At 75.3% G+C, this 21289-nt stretch carries 24 protein-coding genes and 1 pseudogene; 10 read left to right on the forward strand and 15 right to left on the reverse strand.

Annotated elements, in window-relative coordinates; genetic code table 11:
• Window positions 1-68: 68 nt before the first annotated feature.
• Both KPL57_RS34900 and KPL57_RS34905 read left to right on the forward strand, forming a co-directional pair.
• Window positions 69-281, forward strand: a complete 213-nt coding sequence (locus KPL57_RS34900; RefSeq protein ID WP_226354833.1) for an RNA polymerase sigma factor — start codon at window positions 69-71, stop codon at window positions 279-281.
• A gap of 15 nt (window positions 282-296) precedes the next feature.
• Window positions 297-632, forward strand: a pseudogene (locus tag KPL57_RS34905) (RNA polymerase sigma factor); the annotation flags it as partial.
• A 56-nt stretch (window positions 633-688) separates the two neighbouring features.
• Here the strand turns inward: KPL57_RS34905 and KPL57_RS34910 are convergent.
• A complete protein-coding gene (locus KPL57_RS34910; RefSeq protein WP_226354835.1) occupies window positions 689-1099 on the reverse strand; it encodes a hypothetical protein in 411 nt (136 codons plus the stop codon).
• A 151-nt stretch (window positions 1100-1250) separates the two neighbouring features.
• On the opposite strand from KPL57_RS34910, the gene purL reads away from it, so the two are divergent.
• From purL to purM, 4 genes are all read left to right on the forward strand, one after another.
• Complete coding sequence (gene purL, locus KPL57_RS34915; RefSeq protein ID WP_226354836.1) at window positions 1251-3557, forward strand: phosphoribosylformylglycinamidine synthase subunit PurL; 2307 nt, start codon at window positions 1251-1253, stop codon at window positions 3555-3557.
• Complete coding sequence (locus tag KPL57_RS34920) at window positions 3557-3895, forward strand: sterol carrier family protein (protein ID WP_226354837.1); 339 nt, start codon at window positions 3557-3559, stop codon at window positions 3893-3895. Before purL ends, KPL57_RS34920 begins: the two co-directional genes overlap by 1 nt.
• Before the next feature lie 119 nt (window positions 3896-4014).
• A complete protein-coding gene (gene purF / locus KPL57_RS34925; RefSeq protein WP_226354838.1) occupies window positions 4015-5601 on the forward strand; it encodes an amidophosphoribosyltransferase in 1587 nt (528 codons plus the stop codon).
• A gap of 43 nt (window positions 5602-5644) precedes the next feature.
• Window positions 5645-6742: a phosphoribosylformylglycinamidine cyclo-ligase gene (gene purM, locus KPL57_RS34930; protein ID WP_073575834.1), complete on the forward strand. Its 1098-nt coding sequence runs from the start codon at window positions 5645-5647 to the stop codon at window positions 6740-6742.
• A gap of 22 nt (window positions 6743-6764) precedes the next feature.
• On the opposite strand, the gene KPL57_RS34935 is transcribed toward purM, so the two are convergent.
• From KPL57_RS34935 to KPL57_RS34950, 4 genes are all read right to left on the reverse strand, one after another.
• Complete coding sequence (locus KPL57_RS34935; protein ID WP_226354839.1) at window positions 6765-7508, reverse strand: NUDIX domain-containing protein; 744 nt, start codon at window positions 7506-7508, stop codon at window positions 6765-6767.
• A gap of 195 nt (window positions 7509-7703) precedes the next feature.
• The gene (locus KPL57_RS34940) at window positions 7704-7907 is read right to left on the reverse strand and encodes a DUF3073 domain-containing protein (RefSeq protein WP_062399683.1); all 204 of its coding nucleotides are present in this window, start codon (window positions 7905-7907) and stop codon (window positions 7704-7706) included.
• Window positions 7908-8128: 221 nt separating this feature from the next.
• A complete protein-coding gene (locus KPL57_RS34945; protein ID WP_226354840.1) occupies window positions 8129-9256 on the reverse strand; it encodes a folate-binding protein YgfZ in 1128 nt (375 codons plus the stop codon).
• On the reverse strand, window positions 9253-9693 hold the full coding sequence (locus tag KPL57_RS34950; protein WP_083658651.1) for a Fur family transcriptional regulator: 441 nt from the start codon (window positions 9691-9693) through the stop codon (window positions 9253-9255). The genes KPL57_RS34945 and KPL57_RS34950 overlap by 4 nt, the downstream gene beginning before the upstream one ends.
• Before the next feature lie 289 nt (window positions 9694-9982).
• On the opposite strand from KPL57_RS34950, the gene KPL57_RS34955 reads away from it, so the two are divergent.
• Together KPL57_RS34955 and KPL57_RS34960 are read left to right on the forward strand one after the other, a co-directional pair.
• On the forward strand, window positions 9983-11914 hold the full coding sequence (locus tag KPL57_RS34955; RefSeq protein WP_226354841.1) for a hypothetical protein: 1932 nt from the start codon (window positions 9983-9985) through the stop codon (window positions 11912-11914).
• Between the two features lie 43 nt (window positions 11915-11957).
• Window positions 11958-13724 (forward strand): hypothetical protein, encoded by a 1767-nt coding sequence (locus tag KPL57_RS34960; RefSeq protein WP_226354842.1) that lies wholly within the window; start codon window positions 11958-11960, stop codon window positions 13722-13724.
• A gap of 3 nt (window positions 13725-13727) precedes the next feature.
• On the opposite strand, the gene KPL57_RS34965 is transcribed toward KPL57_RS34960, so the two are convergent.
• From KPL57_RS34965 to KPL57_RS35005, 10 genes are all read right to left on the reverse strand, one after another.
• Window positions 13728-14591 carry a biotin-dependent carboxyltransferase family protein gene (locus tag KPL57_RS34965; protein WP_226354843.1) on the reverse strand — a complete coding sequence of 288 codons (864 nt, stop codon included), beginning with the start codon at window positions 14589-14591 and terminating at the stop codon, window positions 13728-13730.
• Window positions 14588-15202 (reverse strand): allophanate hydrolase subunit 1, encoded by a 615-nt coding sequence (locus KPL57_RS34970; RefSeq protein ID WP_226354844.1) that lies wholly within the window; start codon window positions 15200-15202, stop codon window positions 14588-14590. Before KPL57_RS34970 ends, KPL57_RS34965 begins: the two co-directional genes overlap by 4 nt.
• A complete protein-coding gene (locus KPL57_RS34975; RefSeq protein ID WP_062404071.1) occupies window positions 15203-15808 on the reverse strand; it encodes an FABP family protein in 606 nt (201 codons plus the stop codon).
• Between the two features lie 35 nt (window positions 15809-15843).
• On the reverse strand, window positions 15844-16014 hold the full coding sequence (locus KPL57_RS34980; RefSeq protein WP_157818430.1) for a hypothetical protein: 171 nt from the start codon (window positions 16012-16014) through the stop codon (window positions 15844-15846).
• Window positions 16015-16144: 130 nt separating this feature from the next.
• On the reverse strand, window positions 16145-16444 hold the full coding sequence (locus KPL57_RS34985) for a DUF1416 domain-containing protein (protein WP_178374777.1): 300 nt from the start codon (window positions 16442-16444) through the stop codon (window positions 16145-16147).
• 1 nt (window position 16445) lies between these two features.
• A complete protein-coding gene (locus KPL57_RS34990) occupies window positions 16446-17282 on the reverse strand; it encodes a sulfurtransferase (RefSeq protein WP_226354845.1) in 837 nt (278 codons plus the stop codon).
• Between the two features lie 35 nt (window positions 17283-17317).
• The gene (locus KPL57_RS34995) at window positions 17318-17776 is read right to left on the reverse strand and encodes a DUF4395 domain-containing protein (protein WP_100879370.1); all 459 of its coding nucleotides are present in this window, start codon (window positions 17774-17776) and stop codon (window positions 17318-17320) included.
• A gap of 64 nt (window positions 17777-17840) precedes the next feature.
• Window positions 17841-17966, reverse strand: a complete 126-nt coding sequence (locus KPL57_RS72895; protein ID WP_374203827.1) for a putative leader peptide — start codon at window positions 17964-17966, stop codon at window positions 17841-17843.
• A gap of 20 nt (window positions 17967-17986) precedes the next feature.
• Window positions 17987-18418 (reverse strand): thioredoxin family protein, encoded by a 432-nt coding sequence (locus KPL57_RS35000; RefSeq protein WP_226354846.1) that lies wholly within the window; start codon window positions 18416-18418, stop codon window positions 17987-17989.
• Window positions 18419-18430: 12 nt separating this feature from the next.
• Window positions 18431-19261 carry a DUF2993 domain-containing protein gene (locus tag KPL57_RS35005; protein ID WP_226354847.1) on the reverse strand — a complete coding sequence of 277 codons (831 nt, stop codon included), beginning with the start codon at window positions 19259-19261 and terminating at the stop codon, window positions 18431-18433.
• Between the two features lie 201 nt (window positions 19262-19462).
• Here KPL57_RS35005 and KPL57_RS35010 point away from each other — a divergent pair, with 201 nt between their 5' ends.
• Window positions 19463-20248, forward strand: a complete 786-nt coding sequence (locus KPL57_RS35010; protein ID WP_062399702.1) for a response regulator transcription factor — start codon at window positions 19463-19465, stop codon at window positions 20246-20248.
• 16 nt (window positions 20249-20264) lie between these two features.
• Window positions 20265-21149: a mycothiol synthase gene (gene mshD / locus KPL57_RS35015; protein WP_226354848.1), complete on the forward strand. Its 885-nt coding sequence runs from the start codon at window positions 20265-20267 to the stop codon at window positions 21147-21149.
• Window positions 21150-21289 lie beyond the last annotated feature (140 nt).

Raw genomic sequence — 21289 nt, forward strand, 5'->3', positions numbered from 1 at the left:
CGCTGCAAGTCCCTTGCAAGCCCGTGGTCCGACGGTGCAGCGGACACCACGGACGAGAGGCACCGACGATGACGACCACGACCGGCGCGACGACCCTGCTCCGCCCGCTGCACGCGGGTGACACCGCCGAGCTGCTGGAGCGGGCCCGGGCCGGCGACGAGCAGGCCTTCCGCGCGCTGTGGGCCCCGGCCCACCGCCAGGCCCACGCGCTGTGCCTGCGGCTGACGGGCAACCGGGCCGACGCCGACGACGCCCTGCAGGACACCCAGATCGCGGTCTGACAGAACCTCGACCGCTTCGACGGCCGCTGCCCGTTCACCGCCTGGGTGCAGGCGATCGCGCGCAACGCCGCCCGGTCGGTCCTGCGGGCCCGGTCGCGCCGCCCCGAGCCGGTCGAGGACCTCGAACCGGTCGGCGGCGCCGTCGACCCGTTCGCCGGGGCGGTCACCGAGGTCGACGCCGTGCAGCGGGCGCTGGGCCTGCTGCCCGGGAAGCACCGCGAGGCCCTGCTCCTGCGGGCCGGCGACCTGTCCTACGAGCAGATCGCGGCCCTGATGGGGGCGACCCCGTCGAGCGTGCGGGTCTGGGTCCACCGGGGCAGGCTCCGGCTGGCGGCCGAGCTCGGGCGCTGAGCCCCGGCCGTGCGGACCGGGTGGCTCCCCGGTCCGCACGACCTGCGGTCCGCGGGTCATGCGACGGAGAAGATCCCGCTGCCGGTCCCGCCGGAGGAGACGACGTCGTCGGCGCTGCCGTCCCCGTCGCCGTCGACCGCGACGGTGGTGGTGTCGAAGACCCCGTCGCCGTCGGTGTCGGTGAACACCGCGGCGCTCTCCAGGTAGCCGTCGCCGTCGGTGTCGGTCCGGCCGGCGTCGAACACGCCGTCGCCGTCGGTGTCGCGGACCTCGGTGTCGGCGACGCCGTCGTAGTCGGTGTCGAGCACGCCGTAGTCGGCCGCGCCGTCGCCGTCGGTGTCGCTCGCGACCAGGTCGATCTCGCCGTCGCCGTCGGTGTCGGCGAGCACCGACTCCTGGTAGCCGTCGTGGTCCAGGTCGGCGGTCCGCACGTCGTCGACGGTGGCGGTGGTGTCGAAGTCGCTCATGGTGTTCCCCTCGTCCGTGGCCCGGTGGGCCTGTGCACGAGGGGACTCCGCGGGCGGCGGGTGCGTTTCACCCCGCTGTGGGGAACCCCGCCTGTGGGCCCCGGCACCGTGCGGGGACGCGGGCGGGGGAGCCCCGTCTACCCTGACCCCCGTGACGCAGTCCCAGGTGCCGGTCGATTCCGTCAAGCACGCCGAGGCCACTCCGGAGCAGCCGCAGCCCTTCCGGGAGCTGGGGCTCAAGGACGACGAGTACGCCCGTATCCGGGAGATCCTCGGCCGCCGGCCCACCGACGCCGAGCTGGCGATGTACTCGGTGATGTGGAGCGAGCACTGCTCCTACAAGTCCTCCAAGGTCCACCTGCGCTACTTCGGTGAGACCACCACCGACGAGATGCGCTCGACGATGCTCGCCGGTATCGGCGAGAACGCGGGCGTCGTGTCCGTCGGCGACGGCTGGGCGGTCACCTTCAAGGTCGAGTCGCACAACCACCCGTCCTACGTCGAGCCCTACCAGGGCGCGGCGACCGGTGTCGGCGGCATCGTCCGCGACATCATGGCGATGGGCGCGCGCCCGATCGCCGTCGGCGACCCGCTGCGCTTCGGCCCGCTCGACGCCGACGACACCGGCCGGGTGCTGCCCGGCATCGTCGCCGGTGTCGGCGGCTACGGAAACTGTCTCGGCCTGCCGAACGTCGCGGGCGAGGTCGTCTTCGACCCGTCCTACGCGGGGAACCCGCTGGTCAACGCCCTGTGCGTGGGAGCGCTGAAGACCGAGGACCTGCACCTCGCGTTCGCCTCCGGCACCGGCAACAAGATCATCCTGTTCGGTGCGACGACCGGCCTCGACGGCATCGGCGGCGTGTCCGTGCTGGCGTCGGAGACCTTCGACTCCGACAGCGGCGGCACCGGGCGGAAGAAGCTCCCGAGCGTCCAGGTCGGCGACCCGTTCACCGAGAAGGTCCTCATCGAGTGCTGCCTGGAGCTGTTCGCGGCCGGGCTCGTCGTCGGCATCCAGGACCTCGGCGGCGCCGGGCTGTCCTGCGCGACCTCCGAGCTCGCCTCCGCCGGTGACGGCGGCATGCACGTCGACCTCGACGCCGTCCCGCTGCGCGCCACCGGCATGACCGCCGCCGAGATCCTCTCCTCGGAGTCCCAGGAGCGGATGTGCGCGGTCGTGACCCCGGAGAACGTCGAGGCCTTCCTCGCCGTCTGCCGCAAGTGGGACACCATCGCCACCGTGATCGGCGAGGTCACCGACGGCGACCGCCTGGTGATCACCTCCCAGGGCGAGACCGTCGTCGACGTGCCGCCGCGCACGGTCGCCCACGAGGGCCCGGTCTACACCCGCCCGGTCGCCCGCGACGACGCGAAGCAGGACGCGCTGAACGCGGACTCCCCGGAGACGCTGCCCCGCCCGGAGACCCCGTCCGAGCTGCGCGCGGAGATCCTGCGGATGGCCGCTGCCCCGAACCTCGCGTCCCGCTCGTGGGTCACCGACCAGTACGACCGCTACGTGCGCGGCAACACCGTCGCCGCGCACGGCGCCGACTCCGGCGTCGTGCAGGTCGACGAGTCCACCGGCCGCGGCATCGCCGTCGCCACCGACTGCAACGCCCGCTTCGTGGCGCTCGACCCGTACGTCGGCGCGCAGCTCGCGCTGGCCGAGGCCTACCGCAACGTCGCGACCTCCGGCGCCGTGCCGCTCGCCGTCACCGACTGCCTGAACTTCGGCTCGCCGGAGGACCCGCACGTCATGTGGCAGTTCGAGCAGGCCGTGCGCGGTCTCGCCGACGGCTGCGCGGTGCTGGGCACCCCGGTCACCGGCGGCAACGTCAGCTTCTACAACCAGACCGGGACGACGGCGATCCTGCCGACCCCGGTCGTCGGCGTGCTCGGCGTGATCGACGACGTCACCACCGCGGTCCGGTCCGGGTTCGCCGGCGCCGACGGCGACACGGTCGTCCTGCTCGGCACGACCGCCGCCGAGTTCGGCGGGTCGGAGTGGGCGCACGAGGTGCACGGGCACCTCGGCGGACGGCCGCCCGCCGTCGACCTGGAGCACGAGCGGCGCCTCGCGCAGCTCCTCGCCGCCGCGGCCGCGGACCGGGCGCTGACCGGCAGCCACGACCTGTCCGACGGCGGCCTCGCCCAGGGCCTGGTCGAGGCCGCGCTCGCCGGGGGCCGGGGCGCCCGCGTCGACCTGGCCGGGGTGCACGAGGACTCGTTCACCGCGCTGTTCGCCGAGTCCGCCGGACGGGTGCTGGTCACCGTGCCCGCCGACGGCGCCGAGGCGTTCCTCGCCCGCGCCGCCGAGGCCGGTGTCCCGGCGCTGCAGCTCGGCGAGACCGGCGGCGACGTCCTCGACCTGGGTGACGCCCTCGGTACGCTGGCGCTCGACGAGCTGCGCGCCGCCTGGGAGGGCACGCTCCCGGCGCGGTTCGGCGCCGTCTCGGTCTGATGTCCGACGTCCTCCTGGACTGGGTCGACGACGGGGTCGAGCCGGACCGGGCGACACGGAAGTCGGCGGTGAAGACGTCGCTGGACGAGCTGGCCCGGCGCGCGCCGGGCCGCAGCGTCGAGGTGCGGGTCCCGCCGTTCGGCGCGGTGCAGTGCGTCGAGGGGCCGCGGCACACCCGCGGCACCCCGCCGAACGTCGTCGAGACCGACCCGCGGACCTGGATCGCGCTCGCCATCGGCCGCCTGACCTGGGACGACGCCGTCGCCGCCGGGCGGGTGTCGGCGTCCGGGTCGCGGGCGGGCGAGATCGCCGCGTTCCTGCCGCTCCGCACGCCGTGACCGGACGGGTGCGGTGTGCAACTCCGACGTGACCCCTGTCCCCGTACCTGGGGACACGTGATCTCGGGGCGTACAGTCGTCCCCTGGTCCCGGTACGCCGCCAGCCGAGGAGCGCCGCGTTGAGTTCCGTCCGGAACGAGCACGTCAGCCCTGAACGAACCCTCTCCCTCACCCCCGTCGCACTTCCTGCCCCCGAGCCCGACGAGCAAGGACCCCGCGAGGAGTGCGGTGTGTTCGGCGTCTGGGCCCCCGGCGAGGACGTCGCGAAGATGACCTACTACGGCCTCTACGCGCTGCAGCACCGCGGCCAGGAGGCCGCAGGCATCGCCGTGTCCGACGGCCGCCGCACCGTGGTGTTCAAGGACCTCGGCCTGGTCAGCCAGGTGTTCGACGAGCAGACGCTGTCCTCGCTGCGCGGGCACCTCGCCGTCGGCCACTGCCGCTACTCGACGACCGGCGCGACGACCTGGGAGAACGCCCAGCCGACGTTCCGCACCACCGCCGCGGGCTCCGGCCTGGCGCTGGGTCACAACGGCAACCTGGTCAACACCGCCGAGCTGCGCGAGGACGTCGCGAAGCTGGAGAACCGCAAGCGGTCCGGGCTGCGCGCGACCACCGACTCCGACCTGCTCACCGAGCTGCTGGCCGCGGGCGCCGCGGACCTCGGCGTCTACGAGGCCGCGATGCGGCTGCTGCCGCGGCTGCGCGGCGCGTTCTCGCTGACCTTCGCCGACGAGAGCACCCTCTACGCCGCCCGCGACTCCCACGGCGTCCGCCCGCTGGTGCTGGGCCGCCTGGAGCGCGGCTGGGTCGTCGCGTCGGAGACGGCGGCGCTGGACATCGTCGGCGCCTCGTTCGTCCGTGAGGTCGAGCCGGGCGAGCTCATCGCGATCGACGCCGACGGCATCCGCAGCCAGCGCTTCGCCGCCCCGGAGCCGAAGGGCTGCGTGTTCGAGTACGTCTACCTGGCGCGCCCGGACACCACCATCTCCGGCCGTTCGGTCTACGACACCCGCGTCGAGATCGGCCGCCGCCTCGCCGAGGAGCACCCGGTCGAGGCCGACCTGGTCATCCCGGTCCCGGAGTCCGGCACCCCGGCCGCGATCGGCTACGCCCAGGGCTCCGGCATCCCCTACGGCCAGGGACTGGTGAAGAACGCCTACGTCGGGCGCACCTTCATCCAGCCCAGCCAGACCATCCGCCAGCTCGGCATCCGGCTGAAGCTGAACCCGCTGCGCAACGTCATCCGCGGCAAGCGCCTGGTCGTCGTCGACGACTCGATCGTCCGCGGCAACACCCAGCGCGCGCTGGTGCGGATGCTGCGCGAGGCCGGCGCCCTCGAGGTGCACGTGCGGATCGCCTCGCCGCCCGTGCGCTGGCCCTGCTTCTACGGCATCGACTTCGCCAGCCGGGCCGAGCTGATCGCCAACGGCGCCGACACCGAGGGCGTCCGACGCTCGATCGGCTCGGACAGCCTCGGCTACGTCTCGGTCGAGCAGATGGTCGCCGCCTCCGAGCAGCCGCGCTCGCGGCTGTGCTGCGCCTGCTTCGACGGGGAGTACCCGATCCCGCTGCCGGAGGAGGCCCAGCTCGGCAAGCACCTGCTGGAGGACGTCCCGGAGCCGACGGCGTCCGGTGCCGCCTCTGGCGATCCGGGGCCGTTGTCCGTCGGCTACGGTGCCGGGGAAGCGCTGACCCGCCCGTAGCGGCACCCGATCACGACCCCGTCCCGACCTGGAGAGACCACGCATGCCCTCGACCGAGCCCGGCCCCGCCAGCTACGCCTCCGCGGGGGTGGACATCGATGCGGGGGAGCAGGCGGTCGAGCGTTTTCGTCCGTTCGCCGAGAAGGCGACCCGGCCCGAGGTGCGCGGCGGCATCGGCGGTTTCGCCGGTCTGTTCGCGGCGAAGTTCGGCAAGTACTCCGAGCCGGTGCTGGCCGCCTCGACCGACGGCGTCGGCACCAAGGTCGCGATCGCGCAGGCGATGGACAAGCACGACACCATCGGCCAGGACCTCGTCGCGATGGTCGTCGACGACCTGGTCGTCTGCGGGGCCGAGCCGCTGTTCCTGCAGGACTACATCGCCATCGGCAAGATCGTCCCCGACCAGGTGGCGACGATCGTGCGCGGCATCGCCGAGGGCTGCCAGACCGCGGGCTGCGCGCTGCTCGGCGGCGAGACCGCCGAGCACCCCGGGCTGATGGAGGAGGGCGCCTACGACCTCTCCGCCACCGGTGTGGGTGTCGTCGACGCCGAGAAGATGCTGCGGCCCGAGCGCGTCCGCCCCGGCGACGTGCTGGTCGCCCTCGGCTCCTCCGGGCTGCACTCCAACGGCTACTCCCTGGCCCGCCACGTGCTGCTCGACATCGCCCGGCTGCCGCTGGCCGGTGAGCTGGAGGAGTTCGACCACTCCCTCGGCGAGGAGCTGCTCGTCCCGACCCGGATCTACGCCAAGGACTGCCTGGCGATCACCGCCGAGACCGGCGTGCGGACGTTCTCCCACATCACCGGGGGCGGGCTGGCCCGCAACCTGGAGCGGGTGCTGCCCGAGGGCCTCGCGGCCACCGTGGAGCGTGGCTCCTGGACCCCGGCCCCGATCTTCAAGCTGATCCAGTCCCGCGGCCGGGTCGAGCGCGCGGAGATGGAGAAGACGTTCAACATGGGCGTCGGGATGGTCGCGGTGCTGCCGCCCGAGGACGTCGACCGCGCCCTCGCCGTCCTCACCGCACGGCACGTGCCCGCCTGGATCCTGGGCGAGGTCGGCCGGATCGGCGACGTCGACGGCGCCGGTTCCGGCGAGCTCGGCGCCCGGGTGCAGCTGCGCGGGGAGCACCCCCGCTTCTGAAGCGGTCCCGCGCCGGCTGCTCTCACTCGAAGGAGTGGTGGAACTCCGTGTCGTGCGACGCCGGCTGCCGGTTCCCGGCGCGGTGCGGCTCGCGCAGCATCGGCGGGTGCAGCGCCGTCGCCGGGCCGCGGCGGAACAATCGGGGCGGACGCCCGCGGCCGCCGGTGACCAGCGTCGTCGTCGGCACGAGGAAGCCGTCGGTGGAGGTCACCTTGCGCTGGAAGTTGCGCGGGTCCAGGGAGGTCTCCCAGACGGCCTCGTAGACCCGGCGCAGGTCGGTCACCGTGAACTCGTCCGGGCAGAACGAGACGGCGAGCGTCGTGTACTCGAGCTTCGACTTCGCCCGCTCCACGCCGTCGGCGAGGATGCGCTGGTGGTCGAACGCCAGCGGCGGCACGTCGTCGACGGCGCACCACGCGGACGCGGCGGCCCCGCCGCCCGGCGTCGGCTCCGGCATGTCCGGCAGCAGCGCGAGGTAGCCCACGGACAGGACCCGGCCGCGGGGATCGCGGTCGGGTGCGGCGTAGCTCGCCAGCTGCTCGAGGTGCCCGCACACGGCACTGCCGGTGTCGGCCCCGGTCTCCTCGCCCAACCGCCGGCTGGCGGTGTGCACGAGGTCCTCCTCCGGGCGCACGAAACCACCGGGCAGGGCCCAGTGCCCGAGGAACGGGGGCTCGCCCCGTTCGATGAGCAGCACGTGCAGACGGTCCGACCGCACGGTCAGCACGACGAGGTTGACGGCGACCGCGAACAGGTTGCCGCGCATCTGCTGAACACCTCGGACGTGACGGGATCGGTGACCAAGCCTCCCACAGGAGACAGGTCATGATCTTGCCCTATCCGACCGGCCGGGGGAAACCGCCCGGTACGACCGGTCCGACGAGCGAACTCACCGGGTCGGCACGTGCCGCGGCGCCCGGGCCGTCGTGTCACGACGGGGAGCCGGGCGCCGGGGTGGCCGTCAACGGCGAGGGTCGTCGTCCTCGTCGTTGTACTTGGCGGCGAGGTCGTCGTACTCGCCGTAGTCGTCCTCGCGGCTGTCGGTAGTCACCGCCGTCGCGCTACCGATCTCCCGCTGCAAGGCGTCGAGATCCATAGAAGGGGAGCTGTACTTGAGCTCACGGGCCACCTTCGTCTGCTTGGCCTTGGCTCGTCCACGCCCCATGGCAGGTCCCCCTTACAACAGGGAAGGGGCGGCCGGTCATTGCGCACGACCCGGCGGCCCCTCTCGTCTCATCAATGTCGTGAAAACAACCGTACCCTGCTCACCCCGGAACATGCGACGCGGCACCGCCGTCGTCACAGGCGGACCCGGCCCCGGACCGGCGCGGGGCCCCCGGGTGTTCACCCGGTGGTCGCCCCACGGTGGTCCGGCCGGGCCGCGCGTCATCCGCGACGCGCGGCGCCACCCGTCCGTTCCCGGGCCGCGCGGCCCGGCGGCGGGGTGTCCGGGTCCGGCTCGTAGGAGTCCGGGTCGATCGTCGCGGGGGACACCCGGTCGTCGACGCCCGCGGTCAGCTCGGCGTCCACCGGGACCGACCGCTTGAGCAGCGCGAGCGCCACCGGGCCCAGCTCGTGGTGCTGGACGACCGTGCCCACCCGGCCGACCGTGCGGCCGTCGCGCACCACCGGGTCGCCGGTGCGCGGCAGGTCCTCGTCGCCGGCGTCGAGCATCAGCAGCACCGTGCGCCGCGGCGGGCGCCCCAGGTTCGCGACCCGGGCGACGGTCTCCTGGCCCCGGTAGCAGCCCTTGGTGAGGTGCACGGCGGAGCCGATCCAGCCGACCTCGTGCGGGATGGTGCGGTCGTCGGTGTCGCGGTGCAGGCGCGGTGCGCGCGACTCCACCCGCAGCGCCTCGAACGCGATCGTCCCGGCGGCCCGCGCCCCGGCCGCGGTGAGGTCCGCCCAGCGGGCGTCCTTCGTCCCGCGGGGGACGACGACGTCCGCCGCGTCCCGGCCCGGCCACGGCATCCGTCGCACGAACCCGCCGTCCGGCAGGGCCGTGACGCCGTTCGGCGCATCGGGCACCGGCAGCCCCGCCGCGGCGAGCACGGCCGCGGTCCCGGGGCCGACGACCGACAGCACCGCCAGCTCGGCGGTGACGTCGCGCGGCTCGACCTTCGACCAGAACACCATCTTCGCCAGGTAGTCGAGCAGTGCCGCGCCCTCGCCGGGCTCGGTGTCGAGCCAGACCGTGTCCGCCGACGACGCGACGGCCATGTGGTGCAGCACCCGGCCCTGCGCGTCGAGCACCAGCGCCTCGGTGCCGGTGCCGGGCGGCAGCTCGCTGACGTGCTGGGTGAGCAGCAGGTGCAGCCAGGACAGCCGCTCCTCGCCGGTCACCGCCAGCACCTCGCGGTGCCCGCGGTCGACGACGGCGGCGGAGCGGGCCATCGCCCGCTGCTCGGCCGGCGGGTCGCCGTGGTGCGCGGCGACGACGTCGTCCGGGTCGGGGGTCGTGTCCCCGGCGTTGTCGGTGGTGTCGGGGTCCTGCTCGGATCCGGGAACGGTCACCGGTCTCCCTCCGCGCCCTCCTGGGGCGCCGTGTCGTCCTGCTCGGGGGCTCCGTCGGCGGAGTCCTCGTCGTCGTGCGCACAGTCGACGCACGTGCCGGACAGGGCCACGTGCGTCGCGTCCAGGTGGAAGCCCAGGTCGGCGAGCGTGCGACTCGCCACATCGGAGAGCAGCTCGGTCGGCGCCTCGTCCACCCGGCCGCAGTGGTGGCAGACGAGGTGGACGTGGCGGTGCTGGTGCTCGGAGTAGGTCGGCGCACCGTGCCCGAGATGGGCGTGCCGGACGACGCCGAGCTCCTCGAGCAGGTCCAGCGTCCGGTACACCGTCGTGATGTTCACCGCCGGCGCCGTCGCCTGGACCCGGCTGCACACCTGCTCGGGTGTCGCGTGCCCCAGCTCCCGGACCGCGTCCAGCACGAGCTGGCGTTGAGGGGTCATCCGGAGCCCACGCCGGTGCAACGTGCCCTTCAGTGTGCTGTCCACACCGCCGATGGTATTCGGTACGGCCCGGTAGGCTCGGGCCACGAGGACGGTGACCGCACATCGTGTCACGGAACCGTCCGTCGCGGGGCCCGCCACGCCGACGGACGACCGTTGCACGCTGCGTGGTTCGCCGCGACCCCGTCGTCGTGACTACCCTGACCGGCGAGGTCGCGCCGAACCGTCGGTCCGCCGACCTCGTACGTGCCCTCCGAGGGCACCCATGTCGACGACCTGAGGAGAGGCGATGACGGCAGACGGGGCGGACCGCCCGGGCGGTTCCCCGCGGTTCGACGTCGTTCTCCGCGGCTACGACCGTCGGCAGGTGGACGAGCACATCGTCCAGATGCAGCGGCTCATGGGCCGGATGCGCGCGGACATCGACGCACTGCGGAGCCGGCCGATGCCGCCGCCCATGCCGGTGCCGCCGCCCGGCGGGTTCGCCGCCGGTCCGGCCGGCGGGCCGCCGCGCCCGGCACCGCGTCCGGGGCCGCGTCCCGGCCCGGGACCGTCGGACTCCGACCGGCACGGTGCCGTCGACAACTTCTCCGACCGCATGCAGGCGATCCTGCAGAAGGCCGAGGAGGAGGCGGAGGAGATCCGCAGCAAGGCCCGTGCCGACGCCGAGCGTGTCGTCACCGAGGCCCGCAAGCAGGTCGACCGCGCCCGCGCCGACGCCGACCGGGCCCGTGAGCAGGGCGACAAGCTCCGCACCGAGGTCGGGGAGCTGACCCGCCGTCGCGACGAGCTGCGCGCCGAGGTCGGGAAGGCCCCGGCCACCGGGGACAAGGCCCGCCACGAGATCCGGCCGGTCCCCGGCCCGGGGCAGAAGCCCGGCGGACCGTCCGGCGAGGCCGGGTCGTCCGACGACCGCTCCGCGAAGCCCGCCGCGGGCGACCGGCCCGGCACGGGTCAGCCCGGTGCGGCCAAGCCCGCCGGTCAGCCGGGCCCCGGGCTGAAGCCCGCCGCGCAGTCCGGTGCCGGTGCCAAGCCCGCCCCGCAGTCCGGTGCCGGCGCCACGCCGGCCGCCGCTGCCGCCGCCACGGGTGCAGACGCCTCCGCGCGCCCGGGGCAGGCCGACGCCCGGCCCGGTCGTCCCGACCAGGGTCGCTCCGACCAGGCCCGTCCCGACTCCGCGGACCAGCGGTCCGGTCGTCCCGGGCCGCGCCCGGGTGCGCCGGAGCCGCAGCGTCCCGGTGCCCGGTCCGGCGCCGAGGAGCGCCCGGGGTCCGAGCAGCGTCCCGGTCAGAAGGACCAGGGCCCCGCGCGTCCGCAGGGCGCCCCGAACGGCCGCCCGCAGGCCCCCGCGGCCGGTGTCAACGGCGCCGGGGTGAACGGTGCCCGACCGGCCGCCGCCCAGGCGTCGCCGTCGGGCGATGCGGCACCCGCGCCGCGGCCCGGTCCGCGTCCGCAGCCGGGGCCCGCCCCGGCGCGCCAGGACTCCGGGTCCCAGTCCCGGCCCGACTCCGGTCCGGCCAAGCCCGGCACCGGTGGGGCGGGTACCGACCGTCCGGCCGGGGCACCGCAGCCCGCCCGGACGGACGCCTCGGGACCGCGTCCCGGCGGTACCGACGGGGACAAGGCCGCCGGCCCGCGCCCGGGTCCGCGGCCCGCACCGGGCCCGCGCCCGTCGCCGGCCCCCACCGGGCAGCAGGGCGGTGCCGAGCGCACCACCGCCGTCCGGCCCGGGGACGAGCCCGAACCCGCCGAGCTGTTCCGGCCCGCGTCGGAGTCCCGTCCGGTCGAGGCGGAGCCGAAGACGTCGGCCGTGCCGCGCCAGGACCCGCGTCCGACGCCCGGCGGCGACGCCGAGCGCACGGTCGCGGTCGGCGCCGTCCGCCGTTCCGGTGACACCCCAACGGATGGTTCGCAGAAGCCGCCGGCGGGGGAGAAGGGCACCGCGGCCGAGGGCGCGAAGGCCGACGCGGACCCGCCGACGACCGCGAACCCGGCCGCCGGGCGCAGCCCGGCGCGACCCGGTCCGGAGGGGGCCCGCAACGGCTCCGGCCAGGCCGGCCACGGTCAGAACGGTCGTAACGGTGCGTCGTCGGCGTCCGAGCCGTCGTCGCAGGGTGGCGAGAAGGGCAACGGCGCGACCCGCAACGGTTCCGGTGCGGCCACCGGTGACAAGGGCCGGACGGGCGCGGCGCAGCCGTCGACGGGGACGCGCAGCAGCTGAGGTTCCCCGCGCGGGGCCCGGGACCCCAATAAGGTCCGGGCCCATGCAGCTCGGCTCGTTCACGGTCCCGGTCCTGCCCCTCGTGGCGGTGCTGGGCGCGGGCGTGCTCGTGGTCCTGGTCCTGTGGGGTGTGTGGCGTGCGCGCCGCACCCCCGCGCCCGTGCCGCTGCCGCTCGAGCCCCCGCGCACGGCCGCGGACCCGCAGCCGTCCCATGCCGACTGGACCGGTGAGGCGGCCGGTGGCCCGGCCGACCCGCCGCGCCCGGCCCGTGCACGGACCGTCGCCGACGTGGTCGCCGAGCGCGGCGCGGACACCGGTCCGCTGCCGCGGGTGCCCGCGTACGCCGGCGCGGTCGTCGCCTCCGGTGCGGGGCGCCACGCCGCCCCCGACGACGACGGGGACGAGGGCTCGCTGGAGGCGCTGTTCGCCCCGGCCGACGAGCAGCCCGACGCGGCCACCCTCGCCCGGGGGCGAGACCCGGAGGCGACGGCCGCCGTGGCGCTCGCCGCGGCGCCGCCGGTCCCGGGTGCCGCGCCGGGAACCGGGGCGTCGGGTGCCGCGGTGGAGCCGCTGCCCCGGCCCCGGCCGACCCCGCGCCCCCGGTCGACCGGGCTGCGACGGGCCCGGGGCGCCGGGGCCGCCACGCGCGCCGGTCGTGCCCCCGACGGCCCCGACGCCAGCGACGGCACTGCGCGCGGCACGGCGGACGTGGAGCCCCTGTCCGCGACGACCCCGGCGGGCCCCCACGCCGCCACCGCTCCCGCCGACACCACCGGTCGGACGGACCCGGCCCGGACGGACAGCGGCGGTACGGACCGCGCCGACACCGCCGGCCCGGGCCGCGCCGCCGCCACGCCCCTCGCCGCAGCCGCTGCCGCTGCCGGAACCGACGGCCCTGCCGGAACCGACGGCCCTGCCGGAACCGACAGCACCCCCGCGACCGACAGCGCCACCGGGACCGACGCCACCGTCCCGGCCGACGCCACCGTCCCGGCCGACGCCACCGTCCCGGCCGACGTCATCGCAGCCCGGGACGCCGCGGGCACCCCCGGCGACCCGGCCACGCCGCCGGTCCCGGAGTGGCCTGTCGCGCGGCTGCGCATCGTCGACGACCTCACCGACGTCGTCGCGCCCGGCCCGGAGGTCACGCCCGCCGCGGCCGGGCAGGCCCCGGCCACCGGGGACGACACCGTGCCCCCCGCCGCGGAACAGGCTCCGGCCGCCCGGAAGGACACCGCGCCCGGCCCGTTGCCGCCCTGGTCGGCCGAGCGCGCGGAACCGGCCGCGGAGGACCTCCCCGCGACGTCCGGGATCCCGGCGACGCCGCCCCCCGCGCCGACCCCGCCCACCGGGTCCGAGATCACGTCCCGGCCGACCCCCGAGCCGGTCTCCCGGGCCGTGCAGCAGGCCCTCGCGGCCCGCGCCGTGCAGCGGGCGCGCCTGCGCGCCACCGACGCCGTCGTCGATCCGCAGCCCGACGCCCCCGGTGGCGAGCAGCAGGAGCTGCCGCTCGCCGTCGTCCCGACCGCGGGGGCGCGCACCCCGGCGGCCGGCGACGCGAAGGACCGGCTGCTCGGGGTGCTCCTGGAGGACCCGGCCCGCGCCGTCGACGCGACCGAACGGCTCGACGACACCCGCGACCGCATCGCCGAGCTCGACGAGGTCCTGCGCCGCCGCCGCGACGACCTGGCCGGCGCCGTCCGGCACCTGCACGAGTGCGGGCTCGACCCGGCGCAGATCGGCAGGCTGTCCGGGATGGCTGTCGACGACGTCCGCACCATCCTCGACGGCGAGGACGCCGAGCGCTGAGCCTCAGCGCAGCACGGTGAACCGCACGCCCGTCCCCGGTGGGGCCTGGGCGAGCAGCGGCAGGTCGGCGCGCTCGACGACGGCGATCACCGGGTAGCCACCGGTCGTCGGACGGTCGGCGAGGAACACCACCGGCGGCCCGTCCGGCGGGACCTGCACCGCGCCGGTCACCATCCCCTCGCTCGGCAGCTCCCGGTCGCGCAGCTCCGGGAGCCGCTGTGGGGACGGCCCGTCGAGACGGACCCCGATCCGGTTCCCGTCGGCCGTCACCGTCCACAGCGGACCGGCGAGGGCGGCGTGCGGGTCGGCGAACCAGTCGTCGCGGGGGCCGGGGCGCACCCGCAGCCCGACCACGGCACCGGGCAGCGACACCGGGACCGGCCCGGACACCGGGATCGGCCCGGACCATGGGCCGACCGGCAGCTCGTCGCCGTCCGCGACCGGGTCGGGTCCCAGCCCGGACAGCAGGTCGGTGCTGCGGCTGCCCAGCGCGAGCGGCACCTCCAGCCCGCCCGCGACGGCGAGATAGCACCGCAGCCCGCCGACCGGCGTCCCGACCGTCAGCTCGGCGCCGTCGGGCAGGTGCAGCGCCCGGTGCGACGCGGCCGGGCGGCCGTCGACGGACACCGGCGCGGGCGCCCCCGTGACGGCGACGGTCCGGCCCCCCAGGGCGCGCACCCGCAGTCCGCCGCCGAGCAGCTCCAGCCCGGCCGCGCCGTCGTCGTTGCCGACCAGACGGTTCCCCAGCTCGTACGCCGGCCCGTCCAGCGCGCCCGACGGCGGCACCCCCAGGTGCGCGTGCCCCGGACGTCCGCGGTCGGTCACCAGCGCCTGCGGCCCGGCCCGCACCACCAGCAGCGCGCTCACCGGGGCTCGAACCGGACGCGGTCGCCGGGGGTGAACAGCGCGGGCGGGTCGGCGACGGGGTCGAACAGGACCGTGTCGGTGCGGCCGATCAGCCGCCAGCCGCCGGGGGAGCGCCGCGGGTAGACGCAGCTGTAGACGTCGGCGATCCCGACCGAGCCGGCGGGCACCGCGGTCCGCGAGCTCTCCAGGCGTGGCTGCCGCAGCGGCTCCGGGAGCCCCGAGAGGTAGCCGAAGCCCGGCGCGAACCCGCAGAAGTCCACCCGGTACTCCGCGCCGCTGTGCAGCGCGACCACCTCGTCGACGGACAGGCCCGCGGTCTCGGCGACGAGCGCGAGATCCTCGCCGTCGTAGGTCACGGGCAGCGTGTGGACTGTGCCCGTGCCCGCCTCGCCGGCGGCCGGGTCCGCGGCCCGTGCGACCTGTACGACCCGCTCGGTGGCGGCTCCGGGCGCCACCTCGACGAGCACGGTCCGGGCGGCCGGGACCAGCTCCCGCACCTCGGGCAGCGCGGCGTCCCGCACGGCGGCGACGACGGCCGCCACCCCGGCGGCGTCGTCGACCTCCAGCAGCACCGCCCGCCCGCCGCAGCGGCGGACCCGGACCGCGACCAACTAGCCGACCACGCGGTGCAGGACGGCCGAGATGTGCGGCTGCATCGGCTGCCCGACCATCGCGCGCTCGTCGACGTAGGCGAGGTCGCCCTGGTTGACCAGGCCGTAGAGCCGCTTCGCCGCGGTGACCTCCTTGGCCGAGGGCGTCCGGGCGATGGCGTCGGTCTCGATCTGCCAGGACCGCATGTCGCCCCGCGGCCCGTAGTAGACCTCGACGATCCCGGTGTGGTGCGCGATCAGGACCTCGATCGAGCCGTCCTCCTGGGGACGCCAGAACCCGGTCTCGCGGGCGGCCTGGCGGATGATCCCGCCGTCGTCGTCGAGGAGCCAGGAGCGGGCCTCGTAGGACAGGAACGGACGCCCGTCGTGCGCCCAGGTGATCTGCTGGCCGAAGTGGAACGGGCCCTCGATCGTCGGGTAGACGACCTCGCCGGTGCCGCGCCAGGTACCGACCAGCGGCAGCAGGCCGAGGCAGGCCTCGTGCAGGTCGGGGCCCTGGCGCAGGTTGGCGGTGTCGTCGTCGACGGGCAGGTCGGGCCACTGCGGCCGGTTGCGCTGCGGGGAGTCCGGGGCCGCGTTCTCCGGACCGGTGATCGTGGTCTGCAGCTCCTCGTCGGACGCTGCGGCGGGCTCGGGGTCGGTCACGGGGTCTGCTCCTCGGTGTGGTGGTCGTCGGGGTCCCGTTCGGGATCGGGACCCGGCCCGGGCGCGGCGACGGGCTCGACGACGAACAGGCGACGGAGCAACCAGCCGGCCCAGGCGGCGGTTCCCGCGGACAGGGCGATCAACAGCCCGGTGGAGAACCAGTGCACGGCGGGCGAGTCTACTGACCTGCCACGCCGTCGCGCCTCCCCGGCCGTTCCGACGCGCGGACCGTCGGCGGCCGGAACGCCGAACGCCGCCCCGGCGGGACCGGGACGGCGTTCGGGTGGAACGAGCGGGTCAGGCGACGGCGATCTCCGCGCGGTGCAGGCCGGGTCCGTCGGCGACGAGCTCGGACTGCCCGTTGCCCGAGCGCGACAGCGCCCGGACGGTCCAGGTGCCCGGGGCGGCGAAGAACCGGAAGTCACCCGAGGCCGAGGACACGACCTCCGCGGTGAACTCCCCGGTGCCGTCGAGCAGCCGTACGAAGGCCCCGGCCACCGGGTCGCCGGCGGCGACGACGCGGCCGGCGAGCACGGTCTCCTTGGAGAGGTCCGTGTTCGGGGGCAGGGTCAGGTTCTGGTCAGGTGCGGCACACATGTCACTTCGCTCCCAGCTCGATCGGCACGCCGATCAGCGAGCCGTACTCGGTCCAGCTGCCGTCGTAGTTCTTGACGTCGGAGTGGCCCAGGAGCTCGTGCAGCACGACCCAGGTGTGGCTGGAGCGCTCGCCGATGCGGCAGTAGGCGATGGTCGCCTTGCCCTCGTCGAAGCCGGCCTCCTTGTACAGCGAGGCGAGCTCGTCGTTCGACTTGAACGTGCCGTCCTCGTTGGCCGCCTTCGACCACGGGATGTTGATCGCGCTCGGCACGTGGCCCGGACGCTGGCTCTGCTCCTGCGGGAGGTGGGCCGGGGCCAGGATCTTGCCGGAGAACTCGTCGGGCGACCGGACGTCGACCAGGTTCTTGGCGTCGATGGCCTCGACGACCTCGTCGCGGAACGCGCGGATCGAGGTGTCGGCCTCCTTGGCGGTGTAGGAGGTCGCGGGCCGGTCCTTGACGTCGGTGGTCAGGGTCCGGCCGTCGAGCTCCCACTTCTTGCGGCCGCCGTCGAGCAGCACCACGTTGTCGTGGCCGTAGAGCTTGAACTCCCAGTACGCGTAGGCGGCGAACCAGTTGTTGTTGCCGCCGTAGAGCACGACCTTGTCGTCGTTCGAGACGCCCTTGGCGGAGAGCAGCTGCTCGAACTGCTCCTTGGTGGGGATGTCGCGACGGACCGCGTCCTGCAGCTCGTCGGTCCAGTTGACCTTGACCGCACCGGGGATGTGGCCCCCGTCGTAGGCGGTGGTGTCCTCGTCGACCTCGAGGAACACCACCCCGTCGGTCTCCAGGTTCTCTTCCGCCCAGTCGGCGGTGACGAGGACGTCCTCGCGGCTCATGTCGATCTCTCCCGAATCGTGTGTCGTGGGAACGGTCAGGACTGCGCGGCGGTGCCGCGCAGGCGGGCGAGGAGCCCGTACATCTCGCAGCCGAGGCAGAAGCCGAAGGCCGCGTTGAGGAAGGCCGCCGCGAGCGCCGCCGCCGTGGCGACGACACCGAGCACGGTCAGGCCGGACAGGTAGCCGGCCGCCGCGACGACGGTGAACACCAGCCCGACGGTCTGCGAGAAGCGGACCGGGGCGGCGTCCTCGCGCTCGGCGGGCGGACCCAGCCGGGGGGCGAGGAGGTGCCGGTACACGACGCCGTAGGGGGCGAACCGCATGCCGGCGAACGCGCCGACGGCGAAGACGACGGCCTGCGCGAGTACGAGCAGGCCGCTGCCGGACAGCAGCACCAGCGCCAGGACGACGGTGGTGATCGCGGCGGAGAAGCGGACCCCGCGCGGGTCGAGCCGGGGCTCGACGAGCGCGGATCCGCGGTCCGTGACGGACATGGGACTCCAGTAACCGGGGCGGGAACCTCGGCGTCGCGGGACGCCGGGGCTCAGGACACGCGGGTCAGGAGTCCAGACACAGGCAGCCGGCGAGGCGGCACAGATCGACCGTGCGGCGTCGGGTCAGCGGCCAGTTCACGGGACCGAGCCTAGCCGACGATCCGTGCCGAGCCCAGTGGTCGGCGCCCACCGGACATCACACACACGTTCTCAGCCGGTGGGAAGGGCGGCGACGAGCTCGTCGGTGCGCGGGACCCCGGAGACCCGTAGGACCTCGGCACCGCGGGCGTCGAAGACGACCGTGGTCGGGGTCCGCAGCACGCCCAGCGCCCGGGCGACGTCGACGCGCTCGGCGACGTCGACCTCCACGTGCGCCACGCCCGGGTCCGCCGCGGCCAGGTCGCCGAGGACGCGCGCGGTCTGCCGGCACGGCGCGCAGACCGGGGAGGACAGCTGCAGCAGCAGCGCCCGGCGCCCGTCCGGCTCGGTCCCGGCCAGCTCCCAGCCCGGCCCGGCCGCGGCGGGCGCGCCGCCGTCGTGCCCGGAGGGCCGGAGCCGCCCCGAACGGCGGCGCAGGACCAGCCCGGCGAGCGTCGCCATTAGCAGGACGACGACCAGCACCACCGCACCCGTGACGTCCACCGACGCCCCCTCTCAGCCCGCGGAGCGGGACGTGCCCGGTCCTCCGCCCACGCTCAGGTCGCGCACGGACCCGGCGACCTGCAGGACGTTGTACTCCGGAACGCTCGCCGAGGTCGCGGTGACGCCCAGCGGCAGCGGACCCGGGTCGATGTCCACGGCGAGCGCGCGCAGCATCGAGGTGCGGACCGCGTCCGGCACCGGCTCGTCCGAGCCGTTGATCCGGACGTCGCGCGGGACGATCCGCATCGTGCCGCGGTCGACGACGAGCACGGCCAGCACGGCCACCTGCGCGTCGGCGCCGTCCACCGGCATCTCCGCGACGAACCGTGCCGCGTTGCGCGGGTCGAGCCCGCGCAGCGTCGGGTCGCCGCCGGCCCGGATCACCGAGTCGATCGCGTTCGCGTCGACGGCCTCGACCGACAGCCGCGTCACCCCGGCGGCCGGACCGCCGGCGTCGACGACCATCCGGCGGATGTCGTTCGGGCTGACCTGCACGATGCCCTCGGCCGCCGCGGCGCGGAACCGGGCGGGCCCGAGCCCGGCGAGGTCGGACAGGTCCCCGCGCAGGCCGTACATCTGCACCTGGAGCTCGGGGGTGCGCAGCGGCCCGACCGGGACCCGCTGCAGCGTCATCTCGACGTGGTCGTAGCGGCCGGTCGCGGCCTGGGCGAGCACCGAGAAGCCGTGCACCTGCACGTGGGGGTCCTCGGGGAGGTCGAGCCGGTCGCGCAGTGCGCGGGAGATGCCCGACTCGACGGCCGCCCCGGTGGCGAGGTCGCCCACGACGAGCACGGCGGCCACCGCCAGGACGGCGACGAGCACGCGACGGACGGGGCGTCCCACGACCGGGCCTCCACAGGATCGGGATAGGTCCTGACCAGGGTAGAGAGCCCCGCCGCCGGTCCGGTGGGCGGCCCCGGGGCCCCGGATCGGTTCCGATCCCCGGCGGGAACGATCCAGATCGGGGCGTGAAACCCGTCGCTCTGCGGCTGACCGTGGGGTGACGTCCCGGTATCGTCCGCGTATCGCGAGAAGGGGGAGTCCATGGAACTGCTCCTGCTGACCACGGCTCCGGATGCGGCAGCCGTACTGCCCGCCCTGTCGCTGCTGCCGCACAACGTGCGGACCGCGGCGCCCGAGGTGGCGGCACTGCTCGACGCCGGTCCGCACGACGCCGTCCTGGTGGACGCCCGCTCCGACCTGGTCGCCGCGCGCAGCCTGTGCCGGCTGCTGGGCAGCGCCGGGACCGACGCGCCGGTGATCGCCGTGCTGAACGAGGGCGGCCTGGTCGCCGTGTCCGGCGAGTGGGTGGTCGACGAGATCCTGCTCCCCGACACCGGCCCGGCCGAGGTGGACGCCCGGCTGCGGCTGCTGCGGTCGCGCCCCGGCGCCGAGTCCGCGTCCGGGGGTGGCGCGCTCGTCCTCGGCGAGCTCGTCATCGACGAGGCGACGTACTCGGCGCGGCTCAAGGGCCGGCTGCTGGAGCTCACCTACAAGGAGTTCGAGCTGCTCAAGTACCTCGCGCAGCACGCGGGACGGGTGTTCACCCGGGCCCAGCTGCTGCAGGAGGTCTGGGGCTACGACTTCTTCGGTGGCACCCGCACCGTCGACGTCCACGTCCGGCGGCTGCGCGCCAAGCTCGGCGGCGAGCACGAGCAGATGATCGGCACCGTGCGCAACGTCGGCTACAAGTTCGTCCGCCCGTCGCGCGGCGGGCTGTCCGCGCCGCCCGACCAGGACGACGCGGACCCCGAGCCCGTCCCGGACCGTCGCCTGCCCGGCGCCCGGCCCCCGACCGGCCCGGGACGTGGAGCGTGGGTGCCGCGGTGACCTAGGGTCGGCGCTCGTGGACCCGCAGGAGCACTCCCGTCTCGACGCCGCCACCGTCTCCGCGGTGCAGGACCTGCTGAGGGCGGCGACCGCCGCCGACGGCGCCGAACCGCTCTCCGAGCAGTTCCTGATGCACCTGCGCCCGGACGCCCCCGCCGACGGCGTGACGCACCTCGTCGTCGCCGGTGACGACGGCGCCGTGGACGGCTACGCCCAGGTCGACGGCACCTACGCCGAGCTGGCGGTGCACCCCGGCGCACGACGGCGGGGGATCGGCGGCGCGCTCGTCGCCGCGGTCGAGAAGGTCACCGCCGACCCGCACGTGTGGGCGCACGGCGACCTCGACGCCGCGAAGGAGCTCGCCGCGGGCCGGGGCTACCGCCGGGACCGCGTGCTCTGGCAGATGCGCCGCACCACCGCGGCGGGCCCGCTGCCCGCCCTGACCGTCCCCGACGGCGTCACGATCCGGGCCTTCGAACCCGGCCGCGACGACGACGAGTTCCTGCGCGTCAACAACGCCGCCTTCGACTGGCACCCCGAGCAGGGCGGCTGGACCGGCGCCGAGCTCGCCGCGCGGGAGGCCGAGGACTGGTTCGACCCGGACGGGTTCCTGCTCGCCGTCGACGGCGGCGGCACCCTGCTCGGCTACCACTGGACCAAGGTCCACCCCGCGACCGGCGACGAGCGGGCCCTGGGCGAGGTCTACGTCCTCGGCGTCGACCCGGCCACCCACGGACGGGGGCTCGGGAAGGTCCTGACCCTCGCCGGGCTGCACCACCTGCACGACCGCGGACTGGACACGGTGCTGCTCTACGTCGAGGCCGACAACGCCCCCGCCGTGGCCGTCTACGAGCGCCTCGGGTTCGCCGTGCACGCCGCGGACGTCAACTACGCCCGGTGAGACCCCGTCACCGTTCGACGGCCGGTGACGGGGTTCGTTCGAACGTGTGACGCAGGTCCACCCGGTCGCCGACCCTGTTCATCCCACGTTCATCTTCCGTGGGGGTGGCGTCCAACGTCGACTCCTAGCGTCTGCGGCCG

It is taken from the genome of Pseudonocardia sp. ICBG601, assembly GCF_020496245.1.

Excerpts from the sequence above, each read along its gene's own strand:
- KPL57_RS34900 (WP_226354833.1), top strand. The coding sequence starts at position 69 with ATGACGACCACGACCGGCGCGACGACCCTGCTCCGCCCGCTGCACGCG.
- KPL57_RS34910 (WP_226354835.1), bottom strand. The coding sequence starts at position 1,099 with ATGAGCGACTTCGACACCACCGCCACCGTCGACGACGTGCGGACCGCC.
- KPL57_RS34920 (WP_226354837.1), top strand. The coding sequence starts at position 3,557 with ATGTCCGACGTCCTCCTGGACTGGGTCGACGACGGGGTCGAGCCGGAC.
- purM (WP_073575834.1), top strand. The coding sequence starts at position 5,645 with ATGCCCTCGACCGAGCCCGGCCCCGCCAGCTACGCCTCCGCGGGGGTG.
- KPL57_RS34935 (WP_226354839.1), bottom strand. The coding sequence starts at position 7,508 with ATGCGCGGCAACCTGTTCGCGGTCGCCGTCAACCTCGTCGTGCTGACC.
- KPL57_RS34940 (WP_062399683.1), bottom strand. The coding sequence starts at position 7,907 with ATGGGGCGTGGACGAGCCAAGGCCAAGCAGACGAAGGTGGCCCGTGAG.
- KPL57_RS34950 (WP_083658651.1), bottom strand. The coding sequence starts at position 9,693 with ATGACCCCTCAACGCCAGCTCGTGCTGGACGCGGTCCGGGAGCTGGGG.
- KPL57_RS34955 (WP_226354841.1), top strand. The coding sequence starts at position 9,983 with ATGACGGCAGACGGGGCGGACCGCCCGGGCGGTTCCCCGCGGTTCGAC.
- KPL57_RS34960 (WP_226354842.1), top strand. The coding sequence starts at position 11,958 with ATGCAGCTCGGCTCGTTCACGGTCCCGGTCCTGCCCCTCGTGGCGGTG.
- KPL57_RS34985 (WP_178374777.1), bottom strand. The coding sequence starts at position 16,444 with ATGTGTGCCGCACCTGACCAGAACCTGACCCTGCCCCCGAACACGGAC.
- KPL57_RS34990 (WP_226354845.1), bottom strand. The coding sequence starts at position 17,282 with ATGAGCCGCGAGGACGTCCTCGTCACCGCCGACTGGGCGGAAGAGAAC.
- KPL57_RS34995 (WP_100879370.1), bottom strand. The coding sequence starts at position 17,776 with ATGTCCGTCACGGACCGCGGATCCGCGCTCGTCGAGCCCCGGCTCGAC.
- KPL57_RS35010 (WP_062399702.1), top strand. The coding sequence starts at position 19,463 with ATGGAACTGCTCCTGCTGACCACGGCTCCGGATGCGGCAGCCGTACTG.